Origin of the sequence: Zhouia amylolytica AD3, assembly GCF_000511935.2 — a bacterium.
GTDB classification, from domain to species: Bacteria; Bacteroidota; Bacteroidia; order Flavobacteriales; family Flavobacteriaceae; genus Zhouia; species Zhouia amylolytica.
Genome location: NZ_AYXY01000002.1, coordinates 12,299 through 29,605 on the forward strand (window position 1 = coordinate 12,299; position 17,307 = coordinate 29,605).

A 17,307-nucleotide genomic window follows, 5' to 3' on the forward strand; every position below is an offset into this window, starting at 1 on the left:
ATTTAATTGTTGTTATTCAAAAGAAAAAAATGAAGTATAGCGTTTACTTATTATTTGTCATATATTTTATTGTAAGTCAGAATGTTACGGGGCAATCAACAGAGAGTGTTGTTCCTCTACCTAATAAGGCCCAATTGGCCTGGCAGCAGGCTGAGCTTGTGGCTGTTTTTCATTATGATCTTCATGTTTTTGATGGGGAGCAATACAACCAGCGAAAAAACAGGATTACACCAATTCCTGATCATAATATTTTCAATCCTGAAAAGTTAGATACTGATCAGTGGATCAGGGCAGCCAAGGATATGGGGGCTAAGATCGCTATCCTTACTGCCACTCATGAGACAGGATTTGCACTTTACCAATCTGAGGTGAACCCATATAGCATGAAAGCGTTGAATTTTCAGGAAGGTAAGGGAGATATTGTTCGTGACTTTGTAGCTTCTTGCCGTAAATATGGTATACAACCGGGTATTTATATTGGGATCCGATGGAATTCTTTTTATGGTATTCACGATTTTAAAGTTCAGGGTAATAGTGAATTTTCAAAGAACAGACAACAACACTACAATCGCATGTGTGAGGGGATGGTGGAGGAATTAACCTCGAACTATGGTGATCTAGCCATTATTTGGTTCGATGGCGGGGCTCATGGGCCTGAACAAGGCGGACCTGATGTGCTTTCTATCATTGAGCGCAATCAGCCGGGAGCTATTTTCTATCATAATTTAGATCGTTCTGATATTCGCTGGGGTGGATCTGAAAGCGGGACTGTACCTTATCCGTGTTGGGGGACTTACAATCAACCTTCGTGGTTTGCAAATCGTGGAGATGATGTGGGATTCAAGCCTATAAAGCATGGTTTTCCAGAAGGGAAATACTATATGCCGGCAATGAGTGATGCCCCATTAAGAGGATACAATGGGCGACATGAATGGTTTTGGGAACCAAGAGACGAGGCACATATTTTTCCTTTGGAACATTTGATGGAGATGTATTATAAATCGGTGGGTAGAAATTCAACTTTAATTATGGGTCTTACGCCAAATCCGGATGGATTGATGCCTGAACCGGATGTACAGCGATTAAGGGAGTGGGGAAAAGAAATTAAGCGAAGATTTAATGAGCCTTTAGCTAACACTAATGGAACTGGAAAGAAATTAACGATGTCCTTTAAGAAGCCCAAGGAAATCAACCATTTTATAATTAAAGAAGATATATCGAAAGGAGAACGTGTGCGTGCATTTATAGTTGAAGCACAGACTGAACGTGGGTGGGAAATACTCTTTGAAGGATCGGTTATCGGTCATAAGTTTATTCATTCTTTTCACAGGCTCGAGGTTTCTAATATACGTCTTAAGGTTAAAGAATCGGCAGGGGTTCCGCAGATAGAGACTTTTGAAGTTTTTAATATTAATAATTAATTCACTAATGATGAATCCATTAAAAGTAATTGGATGTATTGTGCTATCGATCTTCTTTTTATTTGGAGAGGATGAAACCAAAACTACTAAAGTGGCATGTGTAGGGGATAGTATCACTCATGGTGCTCGATTGGAACAAAGAGATTTACACTCTTATCCTGCCCAGTTACAGACGCTATTGGGAGCGGGGTATGAAGTAGAGAATTTTGGAGTTAGTAGTTGTACGCTGCTCAGAAAGGGAAGGCCTACTGTATGGAATCAGCTATCTAAAATAGAAGCTTCAAATCCGGATGTAATTGTTATAAGTCTGGGCACCAATGATACTTGTGGAATGGGAACTTGTGGTGATCGTAAGTGCTGGGAGTACCAAGATGAATTTGCCGATGACTATCGGGATCTAATTGATCGATTAGAATTATTGCCAAGCAAACCAGAGATTATTATATGTGCTCCAACTCCTATGGTTTTGGAAACTCCCGGGTTGAGTGATACACGAAAAAATGGTTTGATTATAAGGAAACCTCGTCTTCAAACCCTGATAAAGATAATTAAGGGGGTAGCTAAGGAAAAGGATGTGGTGTTCATGGACTTGAATACGCCTTTGCAACATAGACCAGAATTATTTACAGAAAAGGATGGCGTTCATCCCAATAAAGCTGGGTATCTTGAAATAGCCCAGTTGATCTATGAAAAAATAAAATCTATCGGGGACTAATTTTTGACAGGATTATTGCATGCTTATAAATTTTGAAGGTAATTTATAGCTTCTTCAATACCTTTTTTGTGACTCATCTTCTTTAATTCTGAAGGAGATAAACCAAACTCTTGTTTGAAACATCGGGTGAAATATTGGGCATCATTGTAACCCACCATATAAGAGGCTTCGGAAATTCTATACTTTTGATTTAAAATGAGCATCGCAGCTTTCTTAATCTTAGAACCTAAATGCTATGAAGGTCGCTTCGCAAAAAGGTATGATTAAAGAGTAGTAGAAAACAGGCATTATGATACTAGTCTATAATACAAAGTTCTTTATAGGTAACTAAAAAAGAGGCTTCTATTAGAAGCCTCTTTTATGTGTTTATTAATTTCCTGAAGAATTTGATGGCCAACTATCGTTAGCACTATTGATATCAGGTATAAGCCTTTCGGGATCTATCTGGATGCTTTTTATTTCTTTATCTGTTTTATAAAAATAATTCCAGGTATCTCCTCGATGCCAAATTTCTACCGGCATCACCAGGGTTTTATTGGTTCCATCTTCAAACAAAATTTTCATATGTACGGGCATTGGTATTTCACCAAGGTTACTTAAGGATATGATATACCCTCCATTTTGTTTATGGGCACCTGTTATGGCGAGGTCAATATTCCCATTACCATAGAACCATCCTCTCCAAAACCAATTTAAATTTTCACCTGCTGCATTTTCTATAGTATTGAAAAAGTCTGAAGGTTGCGGATGTTTATAAGCCCAGTTTTTAATGTAGGTTCTGAATGCATAGTCAAAACGTTCCGGACCTAAGATGTATTCTCGTAACATATAAAGTCCTAATGCAGGCTTATAGTAAGCGGTATTACCTAAATTTCTGGTATCCACAATATCAGGATACGTATTAATACCTTCTCTCGTTTTTTTAGAAAAGTATGTTAAGTTGGCTCTCGGTTTTCTGGCATTGCCTTTATACTCTCCGTTGTTGAACTCGAGGTGGGCATAGGTGTTAATAAAGCTGTTGAAACCTTCATCCATCCATGGGTATAGTCTTTCATTTGATCCAACGATCATTGGAAACCAGTTATGTCCGAACTCGTGATTGGTAACTCCCCAAAGGCCATTAGTTTTTGCTGTTACTTTACAAAAGCTGAGTCCGGGATATTCCATTCCCCCAACATTCGAAGCAACATTAACGGCATTGGAATATGGGTATTCAAACCACTTATTAGAATAGTGTTCTATGGCGGCTTTGGTGTATTCTGTAGAGCGTCCCCAGGCATCATTACCAGAAACTTCAATTGGATACACAGATTGTGCGACACATTTGTTCTCACTGGCAAGCTCAATTTTTGCTGCGTCCCAAACAAATGCTTTTGAAGAAGCAAAAGCTACATCTCTGGTGTTTTCCATTGCAAAATGCCATGTAATTGTTCCTTCTTGTTTAGGACGTGTATTTGCATAGTCGGTTACTTCTTCAGGTGTAATTATATAAACTGATTTCTGGCTTTTTTCTGCCTGGCGCATTCTGTTTATTTGCGTTTTGGTCATTACTTCTTTTTCGTTGAGTAACTTACCTGACCCAGCCACGATATGGTTGTAAGGCACAGTAATTTTATAATCGAAATCGCCATATTCGCAATAGAATTCTCCAGCCCCTAAGTAAGGTTCGGTATTCCATCCTTTAACATCGTCATAAACAGCAACCCTCGGATACCATTGCGCCAGGGAATAGATAATTCCGTTTTTAGTTTTTTGTTGTCCCATTCTATCCATTCCAGATTCCGGAATTTCATAGGAGAAATTCATGCTAATAGTTGCAACCCCTCCATTGGCAGGTATTGGTTTGTCTAATGTGACCTGCATTCTGGTGTCTGTAATTATGTAGGAATTGAGGGCTTCACTTCGTCCTATTTTTGCCTTAAGGTCTGAGATCGTATAGCCTTTATCGGTATCACCAGAATACCTGTTTCCTTGTATAGGAGTTGTAAGCGTTCCTCTGGATTCTTTCTTGAATCGATTTTGGGATAGGTATAGCCAAATGTAATCTAAGTCTTGGGGACTATTATTTGTGTAGGTTAGTTTTATTTCTCCAGAAATTGTATGTGTTACATCATTTAAGGAAACATCGATTTTATAATCGGCTTCATTTTGCCAATATTCAGGTCCCGGCTCTCCGGATGCCGCTCTATATGCCGATCCTTGCCTATACATAATGGGATCAAAATCTTGCTGATTGTTTTTAACCACTTCTTGTCCTATACCCAAAAGGGGCCAAAGGAGCAAGACAACAATAGCTCTACTTACTATCTTTTTCATATGGATTAATTATTAATAATATTTGTTGGCACACAAATTAAGCTTTCTTGTAAAGACTAAGAAGGAAGACCTACCTCATTAACATATTTAGATCAAAAATCACCTTATTTTAGACGAATCATTCATTGTCTATAGGCCATCGGTTAAATTTTAGATGAGGGTTGAAAATAAAATGATTTATGTACTACTTTGATTATCGGTGCTTCACTTTTTATTGTTGAAGATTTCTTGCAGGGATCCCCAAAATTGAATGAAGTAAAAAGCATGGATAAATGTCATTGAGAATCAGGTTGATTATAAATAACTTAGTTGTTGAAACCATTTAATTTGCGCTGATATGAATACCATACCGAAGAAAACCCTTGTATCCAGTGAATCATTATTTGTTAGAGGTCCTTTATCCCGATTAAGGGAGTTGTTGTTTTCTTTCCGGGTACAATATCATTTTATAAGAGCTTTCCGGGCGATGCATTTTGTAGGGCCTTGTGTGACCATATTTGGTTCTGCAAGATTTAATAAAGATTCTGAGCATTACAAGAATGCTGAGCACATTGGAGCAGCTTTGGCAAAAATGGGTTTTACAGTAATGACCGGAGGTGGCCCGGGGATCATGGAGGCAGCGAACAAAGGGGCTTATCTGGCCGGAGGAAAATCTGTAGGATGTAATATTAAGTTACCGTTAGAGCAAATTCCTAACCCATATTTACATAAATGGATTAATATCCCTTACTTTTTTGTTCGTAAAGTTATTTTGGTCAAATATTCATATGCCTTTGTGGTAATGCCCGGAGGGATGGGTACTCTTGATGAACTTTTCGAGTCTCTTACGCTCATACAGACGAAAATAATTGAAAATTTTCCTGTGGTTATTTTTGATTCTGATTATCACAAAGAGCTATGCCATCATATTCATCGTATGGAAGAGGAGGAGAGTATCAGCAAAAAAGACAGAGAGCTACTTTTTGTAACCGATTCTGTGGATGATTTAATAAGACATATCGATAAGTTTGCAATTAAGAAGTATGATCTAAAGGAGAAACCTGCGAAGCCTAAATGGTGGTTTGGCGAGACGTAATAACATCAAAGTAATCTTTACGAAATTAAATTTATAAAATCACTGAACCAGAATGATCAGAATCACTAATGTATATAATGAATGTCATTGTATTCATGTTATTCTGACACCTATCTTTGATAGTATCAAGTTAGGGATAAAAGGTTGACTAACTCTTAGTCAAGCTAGGTGTTATATTGATTTTTGAAACTTAGGTGTTGTTTTTGCACTTATTGGAATAAGTCTTATGATTCTTAGTTAGATTCTGAAAACACTATGGTTGGATGATGAAGCCATAATAACAGTAGCTTGAAGTTTAAAATCATACTTAAAAGTGAGATTTTAAGTTAAGCGGGAATTTACGAATTCCCGCTTACTGTTTGTATCTGACAAATTGTTTTTGAGACTTTGGTAAAAATGGAGCAGAGAAAACGAAAAATAGCTGTTTTAACTTCCGGCGGGGATGCTCCGGGTTTAAATGCTTGTATCAATGCTGTTGTAAGGACTGCGATATATTATAACTATAGCGTTTTAGGAGTTCGAGATGGTTATGAGGGATTAATTACCGGGCGAGTTATGAAACTTGACCTTACTGATGTAAATGACATCATACACTTAGGAGGGACCATTTTAAAGACTTCTCGTAGTGAACAATTTAAGATTAAGGAAGGTCGATTTTTAGCATATGAGCAACTAAAACAAAAGGACATAGATCATTTAATTGTTATTGGAGGTGACGGGTCGTTGAAGGGAACTAGCATTTTTTCAAAGGAGTACAATGACATTTCCATTATTGGAATTCCCAAAACAATAGATAATGATATTTCGGGTACCGATTATTCCATTGGTTATGATACGGCTTTAAATACGGCTGTTTCAGCAGTGGATAAACTACGTGATACTGCAGAGTCCCATAATCGTATTTTTATTGTAGAAGTTATGGGTCGTGACGCGGGATATATAGCCTATGGAACTGGTCTTGCGACAGGTGCCGAGGGAATTTTGATTCCAGAGACTCATATGGATCATGTTTATTTACTAGATAATCTGAGACGAAATTGGCATGAGAAGAGAAGTTCATTAATCTTAATTGTTGCTGAAGGTGATGAAACCGGTGGTGCAAGAAGGGTGGCAGAGGAAATAACGAACTATTTAGGGAATAAGGAAATCAGAATTTCCATTCTAGGTCATATACAACGCGGTGGATCTCCTACAGCCTTTGATCGTATTCTGGCAACTCAATTAGGTAATATGGCTGTAACCTTTTTAAATAAGGGTGCTAAAAATGTAATGGTTGGTTTTCAAAGACAAGAAATTATCACTATACCTTTAAAGGATGTTGGGAGAAGGAGCATGTCTCTAAATGAAAAAGCCTTGAAGTTGTTGGAAATCATGACTTCATGAAAAAAATGTGAAATATTCTTAAAGGCCAACTTATACAATATTTTTTTCTTGTCAGCTACATCAGTTAATCATATAGATGTGAAATTTCTAAAAGTTTTTTGGCGTTTAAGATATAAATCTTGGTACCATTGGTGTCTATGATACCTTCTTGTCGAAATTCCGAAAGGATCCTGTTTACTGTTTCTTTGACTGTACCGATTAATCCAGCCATGTCTGCCCTGGTCATAAATAAACTATGAGGTATTTCTTCATCTGTACTATCATTGTTTAACTGATTATCTAGGGATAATAATAGTTGTGCAAGCCTTCCTCTCACGGGTTTATACGCCATGTTGGTTGCTTTTTGTTCAATTTTGATAATATGGGAACATAACTGTTGTATAAAATGTTCGAACAGGCCTTCCTGTTTTTTAATAGTTTCTAAGAAATTAGTTTTATGAATAAATAGAACTGTAGTATCTTCTAGTGCTACCGCAGAATTATTATATCGACTGTGATTTAATAAACTGATATGGCCGAACATATGACCATCTGAGGCTATTTTGACTACAAATTCTTTCCCATTACAAGCATTTCTGCTAATTTTTACAGTTCCATTTTTTATTATGAAAATTCCCTGAGGAGAGCTGCCCTGGAAATAGATATACTGTCCTTTTTTAAAATGAAGTATATCATCGATATCCTCAACCAGGTTCCAATTAACGGCCTTAGTCAATGGAGAACTTTGTCCATTAACTGCAAATACATCACTTTTCCACATCACTACTTATTTTTTAACGGCACTTTAATTAATTAACTGGAAAGTAGTGATTTTTGTCATTGGTGAAAATGATATATCTCATGTTTTCTTAATTTAAATTACTAAAAGTGAGGTTGTTGAAACGAATTCGGTCGATTTTATTGATGTGGTCGAAATTAGAATTATATCGATATGGTTTCATAATAAAGGATGATATGAAAAGGGTGTTTTTTGATATTATTTGAATAAGTGTTCAAATTTTTTGTATCGCCTCAATGGTTAAGAAAAGAGACTTCTTAAAAAAACACCCTTTGTGTTTATATTACATGAAATTACCTTTCTCATCTGATTTCACTTTAATGAGTTGGTCGCCATTTTCCAGTTTCAATTTATATATTTTTTTAGAAATCTCTTGTCCCTGTCGATAACTCACCCTGTAAACATCTCCTTTTACTGTCCATCCGGGAAATCTTTTATACAATGCCTGATTTACCTCTTTAGGGAGGTTAATATTTTTAAACCTTTCAATGGTTTTAATAATATTACCATCTTTATCATAAACAGCCACAATGGTACCTTGTGGGATGTAAAATGAAACGGTGTAGGTGTCGTATTCATCACTGTATAATTCTGAACCTTTAAGGTCGTAATGCGCCACTTTTTCTTCCAGTAATTTTACTGGAATAGCCGCATCTTCAGAACCAATACTTTGAAGGTATTTATAGTTAACAGCACTTACTACCACTTCAGATAGTTCAATGTCTTGTGCCCATGTTGTGGTCATACAACCAACAATTGCAATGATCATCCAGCTCCATAAATTTTTCATGATTCCAGGTTTTAATTATTAATAAAATGTTCAAGGATTATATCAAAATTAGCGAACCTAAAAGTTGAAAAAAATGACCTATATCGCTTGATTGATGATTCATATTTTATAGGTAAGTGATTGTTGGAAGTTTATATGGTTTAATGATGATAATCATTTTTTAATCAGTTTGTTGGTTGTAAATTATGTTAAGGTAAATGTACCTCATTTAATCTTTGGAATTATGGGTGAATTTTCAAAAATACAATCACATTACACGTATTATAAGACTATAGTATTGATTAGTTTTACTTTGTTATGTTTTGGTTGTTCCTCGGTAAAAATGACTGGTAGTTGGAGAAATGAATCTTATCGGGAATACACACCTAAAAAAGTCTTGATCATTGGTGTTACTCCTAATTTAACGGCACAAAGGATGTTTGAAGATAAATTGGCAAACGAATTCAGATCGCGGGGTGTTTTAGCAAGTACCAGCACATTAATTTTTCCGGAGAGGTTTATTGAAAACAAGCAATCGGAGGCACAGATTCAGGAAGAAATACAGAACTTATTAGATCGGAAGTTTGATGCAATATTGGTTTCTGCGGTTAAAGGTATAGACGAACGGCAAGCTTATAGTGAGGGTTATGCCAAAACTGATTATTATTGGAGGAGATTTAGGGGATACTATTTTGTTTATCAGGATATTTATTATAACCCTGGTTATTATGAAAAGTATAAGGTTTATCATATCGAGTCTTCATTATTTAGTTTGAATGAAGAATCCGGCGAATCTTCATTAGTTTGGGTTGCAAATTTTGATATGGTGGATCCTCAGGATCTAGGGTCTAGTGTTAATGACTATGTTGAAAGCATGGTAAAAGCCCTTGAAAAAGAGGGTATACTTGTGAGCAAAGGAAATTGATTTGAAATTAAATGCCTTTCGAGCTTCTTATGTTTAATTTTAAACAGATGAAATTAATTATGAATGATGCATTATCAGAAGAGGTATATTACTGTAATGACTAATACCTTTTAATGTTTGTTTTTCCATCAGTCTATAAAAGAAGCTATGTTTTCTGTTTACCAGTGCTATAAGGTCGGCTTCCCGACTCTGAGCAAAACAACTCACTCCTAATGCAGGCTCAATGTTTGTAAGGGCATGAACTGTATATTCCAAACCGCTAAGTTTTTCTTCAAGTAGTTTTTTGTTTTCAATTTGAGTGTTGGATAATTCTTCATTTTCATTGATATGTAAGATTTTAATTGTGGATTCATAGTCTTTGATGAAATCAATAAAGGTTTTTATTTCTCCACTTTTACTGGCAAATTCGTATGATGTTGGGAATACAACTTCTTTTAGCCCTTTAAAATTAGCTTTTTCAGGAACAACGACTACCGGACAATTCATTGTTTTTTCCATAACAGCAACGGCATTGCTGCCGTAAGAAGTACCTTTAATATTTTTTACACCTTTTGTTCCCATAATAATCAAATCAATAGCATTTTGTTCTACGATGTTGTTTATGGCATCTATAAGGAAATTATTTTTTGATTCCAGGATGAAATGATGTCTGGGATTTTCTTTGGACTTCAATTTTTTTAATATGATTTTTAATTTCTCATTGGATTTCTTTGAGGCTTCATCGTATGACGGGTTTCCGGGTTCTGGAGCCATCATGTTGGCTGTTGTAAGGGGGACTGAAAAAACATTGAGAATATAAAATGTACATTTCTTATGCTGCAATAACATTACGGCATACTGAATGGCATTCCATGCGCCATCGGAAAAATCAGTTGGTAATAAAACTCGTTTCATTGGAATATTTAATCATCTATAAATCAGTTCAATAAAATTAATGTTTTGGTTTTTTTGTTTAGGTGATTTAAATCATTCCAGGGCCTTTTTTTAGTCATTTTAATTTTTTGTTAGTCGGATTAAATTGGTCTTTTATAAAATGATAATGGAACTCCTTTTTAAAAATAAAGTGGCTTTAATTACAGGAAGCAGTTTTGGTATAGGAAAGGCCACTGCGGTGGCTTTTGCACAAAAAGGAGCTCAGGTGGTTCTTGTGGATTGTGTAAAGGATGATGAAACTTTGAATTCTATTAAAAAGTTAGGAGGAGAAGCTATTTTTATTGAATGTGATGTAGCTGATGAAAATGCAGTAAAAGCTATGATCGGCAGGGTAGCTAAGGTTTACGGGCAATTGGACTTTGCCTTCAATAATGCTGGTGTCGAGGGAGAACAAGCTAAGACTGCTGATTGCTCCGTTAAAAACTGGAATAAGGTTTTGAATATAAATTTGACGGGGATCTGGTTATGTATGAAGTATGAAATTCCCCTTATGTTGAAACAAAAGAAAGGCTCAATAGTGAATACATCGTCAGTTGCTGGAATGATGGGTTTTATGGGAATGCCAGCTTATGTTGTTTCCAAACACGGAATAATAGGATTGACAAAGACCGCTGCTTTAGAATATGCAAGAGAAGGTATTCGAGTTAATGCAGTTTGTCCGGGCGTGATTAAAACCCCAATGATAGATCGTGTAACCGGAAAAATAAAAGAGGAGGAGGAGAAGTTTGAAAATTTGGAACCTGTTGGAAGAATGGGCCTTCCGGAGGAGGTTGCGGAAGCCGTTTGTTTTCTCTGTTCTGATGCTGCATCTTTCATAACAGGTCATGCCATGGCAGTAGACGGAGGGTGGCTTGCTCAGTAGGAACCAAATAAAAGTAACTTCTATGGGTTGATTTGCAGGACTTTTGAACCTTTTGACGCTCCTTTATAAATTTTAAGGAGTGCTACGTTTGCCTGCTCTAGGGGATAGATTTCATTGGTAGGTTTAATGGCTGCAATACTTGCTATTTTTAAAAAGTCGTTTACATTTTTACCTGTAATGTTAGCAACAGTTTTAATTTCTTTTTCCATCCACATGTGTTTTTTATAAGAAAGTTTGAGTAAATATTCTTTATCTGTATTTTGCTTACGGATAGCATTAATAATGAAACGTCCTCCCTTTTGAAGGTTATCAAGACCTTCAATCACAGGTTTCCACACCGGGGTCGTATCGATGATAGCATTGGCTTTTTCAGGGGCCTTTTCTGTGATATCGCCACACCATTCTGCTCCCATTGATCTTGCAAAGTTTCTCTGAGATTCATTACGTGCAAAAACATAAACTTTTGTTTGTGGATAAAGGTGTTTTACTAATTTCATTACCAAATGTCCGGATGCTCCAAATCCTGTAAGTCCTAAAATTTGATTGTTTTTTACACCACTTAGTAATAAAGATCGATAGCCTATCGCTCCAGCACATAATAATGGAGCGGCATCAGGGTCTGTTAAATTGGATGGAATACTGTAGGTATGTTTTTCATTGGCAGTCATATATTCAGCATAGCCACCATTAACATCTCTTCCGGTAGCCTGAAAGTGATCACATAGATTTTCTTGTCCACTTAAACAGTACCAACATTCACCACATGCATTATAAATCCATGCTACACCCACGCGATCCCCAGGTTTGAATTTAGAGCAATCACTTCCAAGTTTTTCAACCACACCAATTACCTGGTGACCAGGTACTATGGGTAATCGGGGTGGAGAGGTTCATCCCTCAATTTCATCTAACTCCGTATGACAAACACCGCAGAATGAAACTTTAACAAGTAGCTCATCGGGTTTTGGAACCGGAATTGGAATATCAACCAATTCCAGGGGGTTTTGGTTTTCTTCCAGGGAGGTGAGTTCCTTTAAGATCATTGCTTTCATATGCTAAGTCATTCTTTGTTAAGTGTAATCGCCTCGGCTTTGTTAATGTTTTGAATTCCTTGTATCAATGCATCGGGATTAAAGGATATACTATTAATACCAGATTGGACCAAAAACCTGGCAAAATCAGGATAATCACTTGGAGCTTGTCCACATAAGCCTATTGTAGTATGAGATTTTCTCGCTTTTGCAATGGCCATAGCAATCATTTTTTTGGCTGCAGGATCATTTTCATTAAAGAGATCGGATATCAGGGCTGAATCTCTATCTACTCCTAAGGTTAATTGGGTAAGGTCATTGGAGCCAATTGAAAAACCATCAAAAATGGCGGCATACTCTTCGGCCAGGATTACATTGCCAGGAATTTCAAGCATACAATAGATTTCTAATTGGTTCTGTCCTTGTTCAAGGCCATTCTCTTTCATGATTTCAATGACCCTTTTACCTTCACTAAGAGTTCTGCAAAAGGGGACCATAACCTTCAAATTAGTAAACCCCATATCATCACGAACTCTTTTAATGGCTTGACATTCGAGTTTAAATCCCTCTTTATAAGCGTCACTATAGTAGCGAGAGGCTCCACGAAAACCCAGCATAGGATTTTCTTCAGAGGGTTCAAATTGCTTTCCTCCGATAAGATTTGCGTATTCATTTGTTTTGAAATCACTTAAGCGTACTATCACTTCTTTTGGGTAAAAGGCAGCAGCAATTGTTGCAATTCCCTTAGAAAGTTTATCGATAAAATATTCTCGTTTAGAATTATAGCTGCTTGTCATAGTTTTGATCTGTTGTTTTGCAGCTTCATCTTTTATAATTTCAAATGCAATTAATGCCATGGGATGAACCTTGATGAGGTGGGTAATTATGAACTCCATTCTTAACAGGCCTACCCCATCGTTTGGATAGAATGATAACTCAAAGGCTTTATCGGGGTCTGAGAGAATTAGTTTCGCTTCTGTTTTATGTTTATCAATGGTTGAGAAATCAAGATGAGATTCTTCAAAAGGTATAATGCCCGGGTAAATATATCCGGTATGTCCAGAGGCACATGAAACTGTAATTTCCTGATTATCTGTTACAACTTCTGTTGCATTTATGCATCCTACTATAGCCGGCACATCTAATTCACGAGCTACAATAGCAGCATGGCTTGTTCGTCCGCCTTTATTGGTGATTATGGCATTTACTTTCTTTAATAAGGGATCCCAATCTGGTGTAATTGCATCAGTAACGATAACGTCTCCTGTTTGTAGTTTGTATCCTTCAGCCGGGGAAGACAGCAATCTAACTTTTCCATGGACAATCTTTCGTCCAATGGCATTCCCTTTGACCAGCATATTTCCTTTTTCTTTTAATTTATAGCTGGTATAGGTCGTTTTTTGTTGACTTTTATGAATCGTTTCCGGGCGGGCTTGAATGATGTATAATTCATTATTATTTCCATCTTTCGCCCATTCGATATCCATGGGTTTTTGGTAATGATGTTCAATTAAGATACTCCAATGAGCCAGTTGTCTTATTTCTTCATCTGACAATATAAATTCACTTTGTTTTTGAATGGGAGTATCTATGTTAATAGTGGAAGCCTGATCTTGGGAGGTTGCATAGATCATGGTTTTTTCTTTTAGTCCCAGTTTTTTTTGAATAATACCTGAGAAACCCTTTAGTAGTGTAGGTTTATGTATTATAAATTCGTCTGGGTTTACCGTTCCCTGTACCATATTTTCACCCAGGCCCCAAACACCTGAAAGTAATACCACCTTATCAAATCCAGATTCAGGATCTAAGGTAAAACCTACTCCCGAACAACCTTTATCAGAACGAACCATTATTTGAACTCCAACAGAGAGGGCTACATCCTCGTGTTTAAATCCATTATCTTCACGGTATTTAATAGCTCTATTCGTATATAGGGAGGCAAAACATTTTTTTACGGTAATTAATAATTGGTCATTCCCCTTTATATTCAGAAAACTATCGTGTTGTCCGGCAAAACTGGCATTGGGTAAGTCTTCTGCCGTTGCACTACTTCGAACGGCCACTTCAATAGCTTGCTTATTATCGGTAATATCATGATACGCTTTGATGATATCGTTTATAAATTGATTTGAAAACTGACCATTTAAAATAAGTTGACGAGCCTTAGTACCAATTTCGGACAGGTTGGAGTAATTTATTCTATCAAGTTCTTTTAGAGTAATTTCAAGTTTTTTGTTTATTTTATTTTCGCTTAAAAAATTCCAATAGGCCGCTGCTGTAGTCGCAAAGCCATTTGGTACATTCACTCCTTCTTCCGATAACTCATTGTAAAGTTCACCTAATGATGCATTTTTTCCACCTACACTTGCTATATCGCTTAACAATATGTCTTTGAACTTTTTTATGTTGAGGCTCATTATTATTGTTTTTAAATGAATTTTGGTAGTAACTAATTTACTTTCAATTATTTGTGATTAAAATGAGGGATGTCATTCCATAGGGTGTTTGTTATAACTAATTTGAAAATTCTTTGAAAAGTTTGATGGCTTCACTGTCTTTAACCGGACTGAAATCTTTGTAATATTGACCTACTGCATAAAAGTCAGCGGGCTGCTCTAAGGCGATCATTTGATCTACATGAGGTGTATTCTTGATTTTATTGAAAGCGGAAATAGAGGACACAGGTACTGCTATTATTATTTTGGAAGGGCGTTCTTTTGCAATCAGGTTAATTGTAGCTATAATGGTATTTCCGGTAGCGATTCCATCATCTGTTAAAATAACAGTTTTATTGGTTAATGTTTTTCGTTTTATGCCTTGATAATAGGTATCGTATTTTTTTTGTAACGTCTCGCGTAATTGAATTATTTGATTATTAATATAATTTTTAGATACATTATCAGCGTCATGACCTAATACGACACTTTCTAAACTGAGGGCTCCAATTGCAAATTCCGTGTTGTATGGATGTCCTATTTTTTTAGTTAATACAATATCCATTGGTAGTTGTAAGATTTTTGCAATGGTTGCTCCTACGGGGATTCCACCTCTAGGAATGGCTAAGATGATAGTATCCGGCCGCTCTTTATATGACAGTAATTTTTCTGCGAGCATTGTTGCGGCTTCAATTCTGTTTTTAAACATAACAACTATTCTTTAGGTACATAATCAGTAAACCAATAAGTGGCATGTTTGGTTACTTCCTTTAATTTTCCCGGGGCTTCGAATAGGTGATTTGCTCCGGGAATGATTTCTATTTTCTTAATTCCATTGATTGCATGGAAAGCTTTTTGATTTAAGTTGATTACCGTGTGATCCAGACTGCCAATAATTAATAATACAGGTGATCTTACATTATTAAGTTCAGCGTCCAAAACTAAATCCGGTCTACCTCCCCGAGAGACCACAGCACGAATATCGGTACCTAATAAGGCGGTGGCTTTTAAAGCTGAAGCAGCGCCTGTACTTGCTCCAAAATACCCAATGGGTAGTTTAGAAGTTTCTTCTTGATGCTGTATCCACCTGGTGATGATAACCAACCTATCAGTAAGCAAGTCAATGTTAAATCTATTTTCGTATATGGCATCTTCCTCAACGGTTAGCAAATCAAATAGCAGGGTAGCAAATCCGTTATTGTTCAATTCATTGGCAACAAAAGTATTTCGTGGACTTAGCCTGCTGCTACCACTTCCGTGTGAAAATATAATAATCCCTTTTGGGTTGCTAACCAGAGTCAGGATTCCTGGGAGACTAATACCATTTACCGGAATTTGAATATTTTTTTGGTTTACAGCATGCATAATTGAATTTTAAAAAGTTTGATAAAATAAAGCCAGCTTCGTAAAAATTGAGGATGCATTTACCATTAGGAAATTATTTTAAAAAAATGCTTTATTATTGATAATTGTCATAGTTGAAACTTCGTTTTGATATTATATTTGATTTGGTTTTAAGTTGTGATTAAATAAATGATTCTTTCAGGAGAGTAAATGCATTTTTGAAATGGAAAAGCGTACTGTCGACTACTGAGTTGACCTTACACCGAGAAAAAAATGAATTTACATTTCCTGTGGAGCAGGGGTTTTTAAAGCCCCTGCTTTTTTATGAAAATTTATGATGCCTGGTGTATTACCAATAGTGGAGCTTTTGGATGATAATTAACACTCTTAATGGTTAGAGACTCTTTAAATCTTGACCAAAAACTATGTTCTTTACTTATTAGTGCCACTAAATCACCTTGCATGCTCTCAGTAAAGCATTTAATTCCCATGGCTGGATCAATATTAGATAAAGCATGGAATGTATAATGCAAACCTTCTAATTGATCTTCCAGTGCAAATTTGTTAGCTTTTTGTTCTTCTGATAATTCGTCTTTTTCCCGAATATGCAGAATTCTGATATTCGATTGATATCTTGTAATTATATCTTTGATTGGTTTTAACGAATCGTCAGTATAGGCTTCTTCATAGGAGGATGGTAAAATAACTTCTTTGAATCCATAAAATTTAGACTTTTTTGGAATTACTAATACCGGGCATTTTGTTACTTTTTCAATCACTAATACGGCATTGCTTCCAAATCCTACTCCTTTATTATTTCGGGATCCTTTAGTTCCCATAATGATCAATTCGATGTTTTTTTCTTCCACCACATCTTTAACAGCATCTAAAAAGAAATTGTTTCTGGATATTATTTCGAAACTGTGGTTAGGATTCTCTAAAAGTTCTAATTTGTGTAAAGTCTCTTTTAATGAAGCCTGACTTACGCTCATGGCTGTATCAAAGGCAGGGCTCACCTGGTTGGCGCTAACCAAATTTGAAGCATATAAAACGTCAAAAGTGTTTAGTAAACAGAAATGGCATTCTTCATCTTTTAAAAGTTTCAAACCATAATGAATCGCATTCCAGGCACTTTCTGAGAAGTCGGTTGGTAATAAAACACGTTTCATAATCTATTATTTATAAGTTTAATGCTGTTTAAAATTACAACCTTCAATTTCTTATAACTATGATTTAAATCATATAGTTAGCTGATTTTAAGTGTGTTGTGTGTTTTTGGTATGAGGGGGTTGGAAAATATTGTGACGCAAGAAGTGTAAA

At 36.1% G+C, this 17,307-nt stretch carries 17 protein-coding genes; 6 read left to right on the forward strand and 11 right to left on the reverse strand.

Annotated elements, in window-relative coordinates; genetic code table 11:
- Positions 1 to 29 precede the first annotated feature (29 nt).
- Both P278_RS02645 and P278_RS02650 read left to right on the forward strand, forming a co-directional pair.
- Positions 30 to 1,421 (forward strand): alpha-L-fucosidase, encoded by a 1,392-nt coding sequence (locus tag P278_RS02645; RefSeq protein ID WP_038262244.1) that lies wholly within the window; start codon positions 30 to 32, stop codon positions 1,419 to 1,421.
- Between the two features lie 7 nt (positions 1,422 to 1,428).
- On the forward strand, positions 1,429 to 2,136 hold the full coding sequence (locus P278_RS02650) for a GDSL-type esterase/lipase family protein (RefSeq protein WP_082436069.1): 708 nt from the start codon (positions 1,429 to 1,431) through the stop codon (positions 2,134 to 2,136).
- A gap of 23 nt (positions 2,137 to 2,159) precedes the next feature.
- Here P278_RS02650 and P278_RS02655 read toward each other — a convergent pair whose 3' ends face one another.
- Positions 2,160 to 2,354, reverse strand: coding sequence for a helix-turn-helix domain-containing protein (locus P278_RS02655; RefSeq protein WP_262507895.1), 195 nt, complete (start codon positions 2,352 to 2,354; stop codon positions 2,160 to 2,162).
- 151 nt (positions 2,355 to 2,505) lie between these two features.
- Entirely contained in the window at positions 2,506 to 4,452 is a 1,947-nt protein-coding gene (locus tag P278_RS02660; protein WP_038261965.1) for a M1 family metallopeptidase, read from the reverse strand.
- A 337-nt stretch (positions 4,453 to 4,789) separates the two neighbouring features.
- Between P278_RS02660 and P278_RS02665 the strand changes: the two genes are divergently transcribed.
- Together P278_RS02665 and pfkA are read left to right on the forward strand one after the other, a co-directional pair.
- On the forward strand, positions 4,790 to 5,527 hold the full coding sequence (locus P278_RS02665; RefSeq protein ID WP_038261968.1) for an LOG family protein: 738 nt from the start codon (positions 4,790 to 4,792) through the stop codon (positions 5,525 to 5,527).
- 396 nt (positions 5,528 to 5,923) lie between these two features.
- On the forward strand, positions 5,924 to 6,910 hold the full coding sequence (gene pfkA / locus P278_RS02670) for a 6-phosphofructokinase (protein WP_038261971.1): 987 nt from the start codon (positions 5,924 to 5,926) through the stop codon (positions 6,908 to 6,910).
- Between the two features lie 64 nt (positions 6,911 to 6,974).
- Here pfkA and P278_RS02675 read toward each other — a convergent pair whose 3' ends face one another.
- Entirely contained in the window at positions 6,975 to 7,670 is a 696-nt protein-coding gene (locus tag P278_RS02675; RefSeq protein WP_038261974.1) for a Crp/Fnr family transcriptional regulator, read from the reverse strand.
- Between the two features lie 301 nt (positions 7,671 to 7,971).
- Positions 7,972 to 8,478, reverse strand: coding sequence for a nicotinate-nucleotide adenylyltransferase (locus P278_RS02680; protein WP_038261977.1), 507 nt, complete (start codon positions 8,476 to 8,478; stop codon positions 7,972 to 7,974).
- A 223-nt stretch (positions 8,479 to 8,701) separates the two neighbouring features.
- On the opposite strand from P278_RS02680, the gene P278_RS02685 reads away from it, so the two are divergent.
- Positions 8,702 to 9,382 (forward strand): hypothetical protein, encoded by a 681-nt coding sequence (locus tag P278_RS02685; protein ID WP_152973878.1) that lies wholly within the window; start codon positions 8,702 to 8,704, stop codon positions 9,380 to 9,382.
- A 57-nt stretch (positions 9,383 to 9,439) separates the two neighbouring features.
- On the opposite strand, the gene P278_RS02690 is transcribed toward P278_RS02685, so the two are convergent.
- Positions 9,440 to 10,276 carry a universal stress protein gene (locus P278_RS02690; RefSeq protein ID WP_038261981.1) on the reverse strand — a complete coding sequence of 279 codons (837 nt, stop codon included), beginning with the start codon at positions 10,274 to 10,276 and terminating at the stop codon, positions 9,440 to 9,442.
- A gap of 145 nt (positions 10,277 to 10,421) precedes the next feature.
- On the opposite strand from P278_RS02690, the gene P278_RS02695 reads away from it, so the two are divergent.
- A complete protein-coding gene (locus P278_RS02695) occupies positions 10,422 to 11,177 on the forward strand; it encodes an SDR family oxidoreductase (protein WP_038262254.1) in 756 nt (251 codons plus the stop codon).
- Positions 11,178 to 11,197: 20 nt separating this feature from the next.
- On the opposite strand, the gene P278_RS02700 is transcribed toward P278_RS02695, so the two are convergent.
- The 6 genes from P278_RS02700 to P278_RS02720 form a co-directional block, all read right to left on the reverse strand.
- Positions 11,198 to 12,046 carry an alcohol dehydrogenase catalytic domain-containing protein gene (locus P278_RS02700; RefSeq protein ID WP_262507896.1) on the reverse strand — a complete coding sequence of 283 codons (849 nt, stop codon included), beginning with the start codon at positions 12,044 to 12,046 and terminating at the stop codon, positions 11,198 to 11,200.
- Between the two features lie 21 nt (positions 12,047 to 12,067).
- Complete coding sequence (locus P278_RS16650; protein ID WP_200909598.1) at positions 12,068 to 12,229, reverse strand: hypothetical protein; 162 nt, start codon at positions 12,227 to 12,229, stop codon at positions 12,068 to 12,070.
- A gap of 8 nt (positions 12,230 to 12,237) precedes the next feature.
- Positions 12,238 to 14,625 carry a phosphoenolpyruvate synthase gene (gene ppsA / locus P278_RS02705; protein WP_038261985.1) on the reverse strand — a complete coding sequence of 796 codons (2,388 nt, stop codon included), beginning with the start codon at positions 14,623 to 14,625 and terminating at the stop codon, positions 12,238 to 12,240.
- Positions 14,626 to 14,722: 97 nt separating this feature from the next.
- Positions 14,723 to 15,352: a phosphoribosyltransferase gene (locus tag P278_RS02710; protein ID WP_038261988.1), complete on the reverse strand. Its 630-nt coding sequence runs from the start codon at positions 15,350 to 15,352 to the stop codon at positions 14,723 to 14,725.
- Positions 15,353 to 15,357: 5 nt separating this feature from the next.
- Entirely contained in the window at positions 15,358 to 16,008 is a 651-nt protein-coding gene (locus tag P278_RS02715; protein WP_038261991.1) for a dienelactone hydrolase family protein, read from the reverse strand.
- 311 nt (positions 16,009 to 16,319) lie between these two features.
- Positions 16,320 to 17,156 (reverse strand): universal stress protein, encoded by an 837-nt coding sequence (locus P278_RS02720; RefSeq protein WP_038261993.1) that lies wholly within the window; start codon positions 17,154 to 17,156, stop codon positions 16,320 to 16,322.
- Positions 17,157 to 17,307 lie beyond the last annotated feature (151 nt).

What these genes read in the sequence shown, in the direction of transcription:
- P278_RS02645 (WP_038262244.1), top strand. Translation starts at nt 30, where the DNA reads ATGAAGTATAGCGTTTACTTATTATTTGTCATATATTTTATTGTAAGT.
- P278_RS02715 (WP_038261991.1), bottom strand. Translation starts at nt 16,008, where the DNA reads ATGCATGCTGTAAACCAAAAAAATATTCAAATTCCGGTAAATGGTATT.
- P278_RS02650 (WP_082436069.1), top strand. Translation starts at nt 1,429, where the DNA reads ATGATGAATCCATTAAAAGTAATTGGATGTATTGTGCTATCGATCTTC.
- ppsA (WP_038261985.1), bottom strand. Translation starts at nt 14,625, where the DNA reads ATGAGCCTCAACATAAAAAAGTTCAAAGACATATTGTTAAGCGATATA.
- P278_RS02710 (WP_038261988.1), bottom strand. Translation starts at nt 15,352, where the DNA reads ATGTTTAAAAACAGAATTGAAGCCGCAACAATGCTCGCAGAAAAATTA.
- pfkA (WP_038261971.1), top strand. Translation starts at nt 5,924, where the DNA reads ATGGAGCAGAGAAAACGAAAAATAGCTGTTTTAACTTCCGGCGGGGAT.
- P278_RS02695 (WP_038262254.1), top strand. Translation starts at nt 10,422, where the DNA reads ATGGAACTCCTTTTTAAAAATAAAGTGGCTTTAATTACAGGAAGCAGT.
- P278_RS02675 (WP_038261974.1), bottom strand. Translation starts at nt 7,670, where the DNA reads ATGTGGAAAAGTGATGTATTTGCAGTTAATGGACAAAGTTCTCCATTG.
- P278_RS02690 (WP_038261981.1), bottom strand. Translation starts at nt 10,276, where the DNA reads ATGAAACGAGTTTTATTACCAACTGATTTTTCCGATGGCGCATGGAAT.
- P278_RS02720 (WP_038261993.1), bottom strand. Translation starts at nt 17,156, where the DNA reads ATGAAACGTGTTTTATTACCAACCGACTTCTCAGAAAGTGCCTGGAAT.
- P278_RS02660 (WP_038261965.1), bottom strand. Translation starts at nt 4,452, where the DNA reads ATGAAAAAGATAGTAAGTAGAGCTATTGTTGTCTTGCTCCTTTGGCCC.
- P278_RS16650 (WP_200909598.1), bottom strand. Translation starts at nt 12,229, where the DNA reads ATGAAAGCAATGATCTTAAAGGAACTCACCTCCCTGGAAGAAAACCAA.
- P278_RS02685 (WP_152973878.1), top strand. Translation starts at nt 8,702, where the DNA reads ATGGGTGAATTTTCAAAAATACAATCACATTACACGTATTATAAGACT.
- P278_RS02680 (WP_038261977.1), bottom strand. Translation starts at nt 8,478, where the DNA reads ATGAAAAATTTATGGAGCTGGATGATCATTGCAATTGTTGGTTGTATG.
- P278_RS02665 (WP_038261968.1), top strand. Translation starts at nt 4,790, where the DNA reads ATGAATACCATACCGAAGAAAACCCTTGTATCCAGTGAATCATTATTT.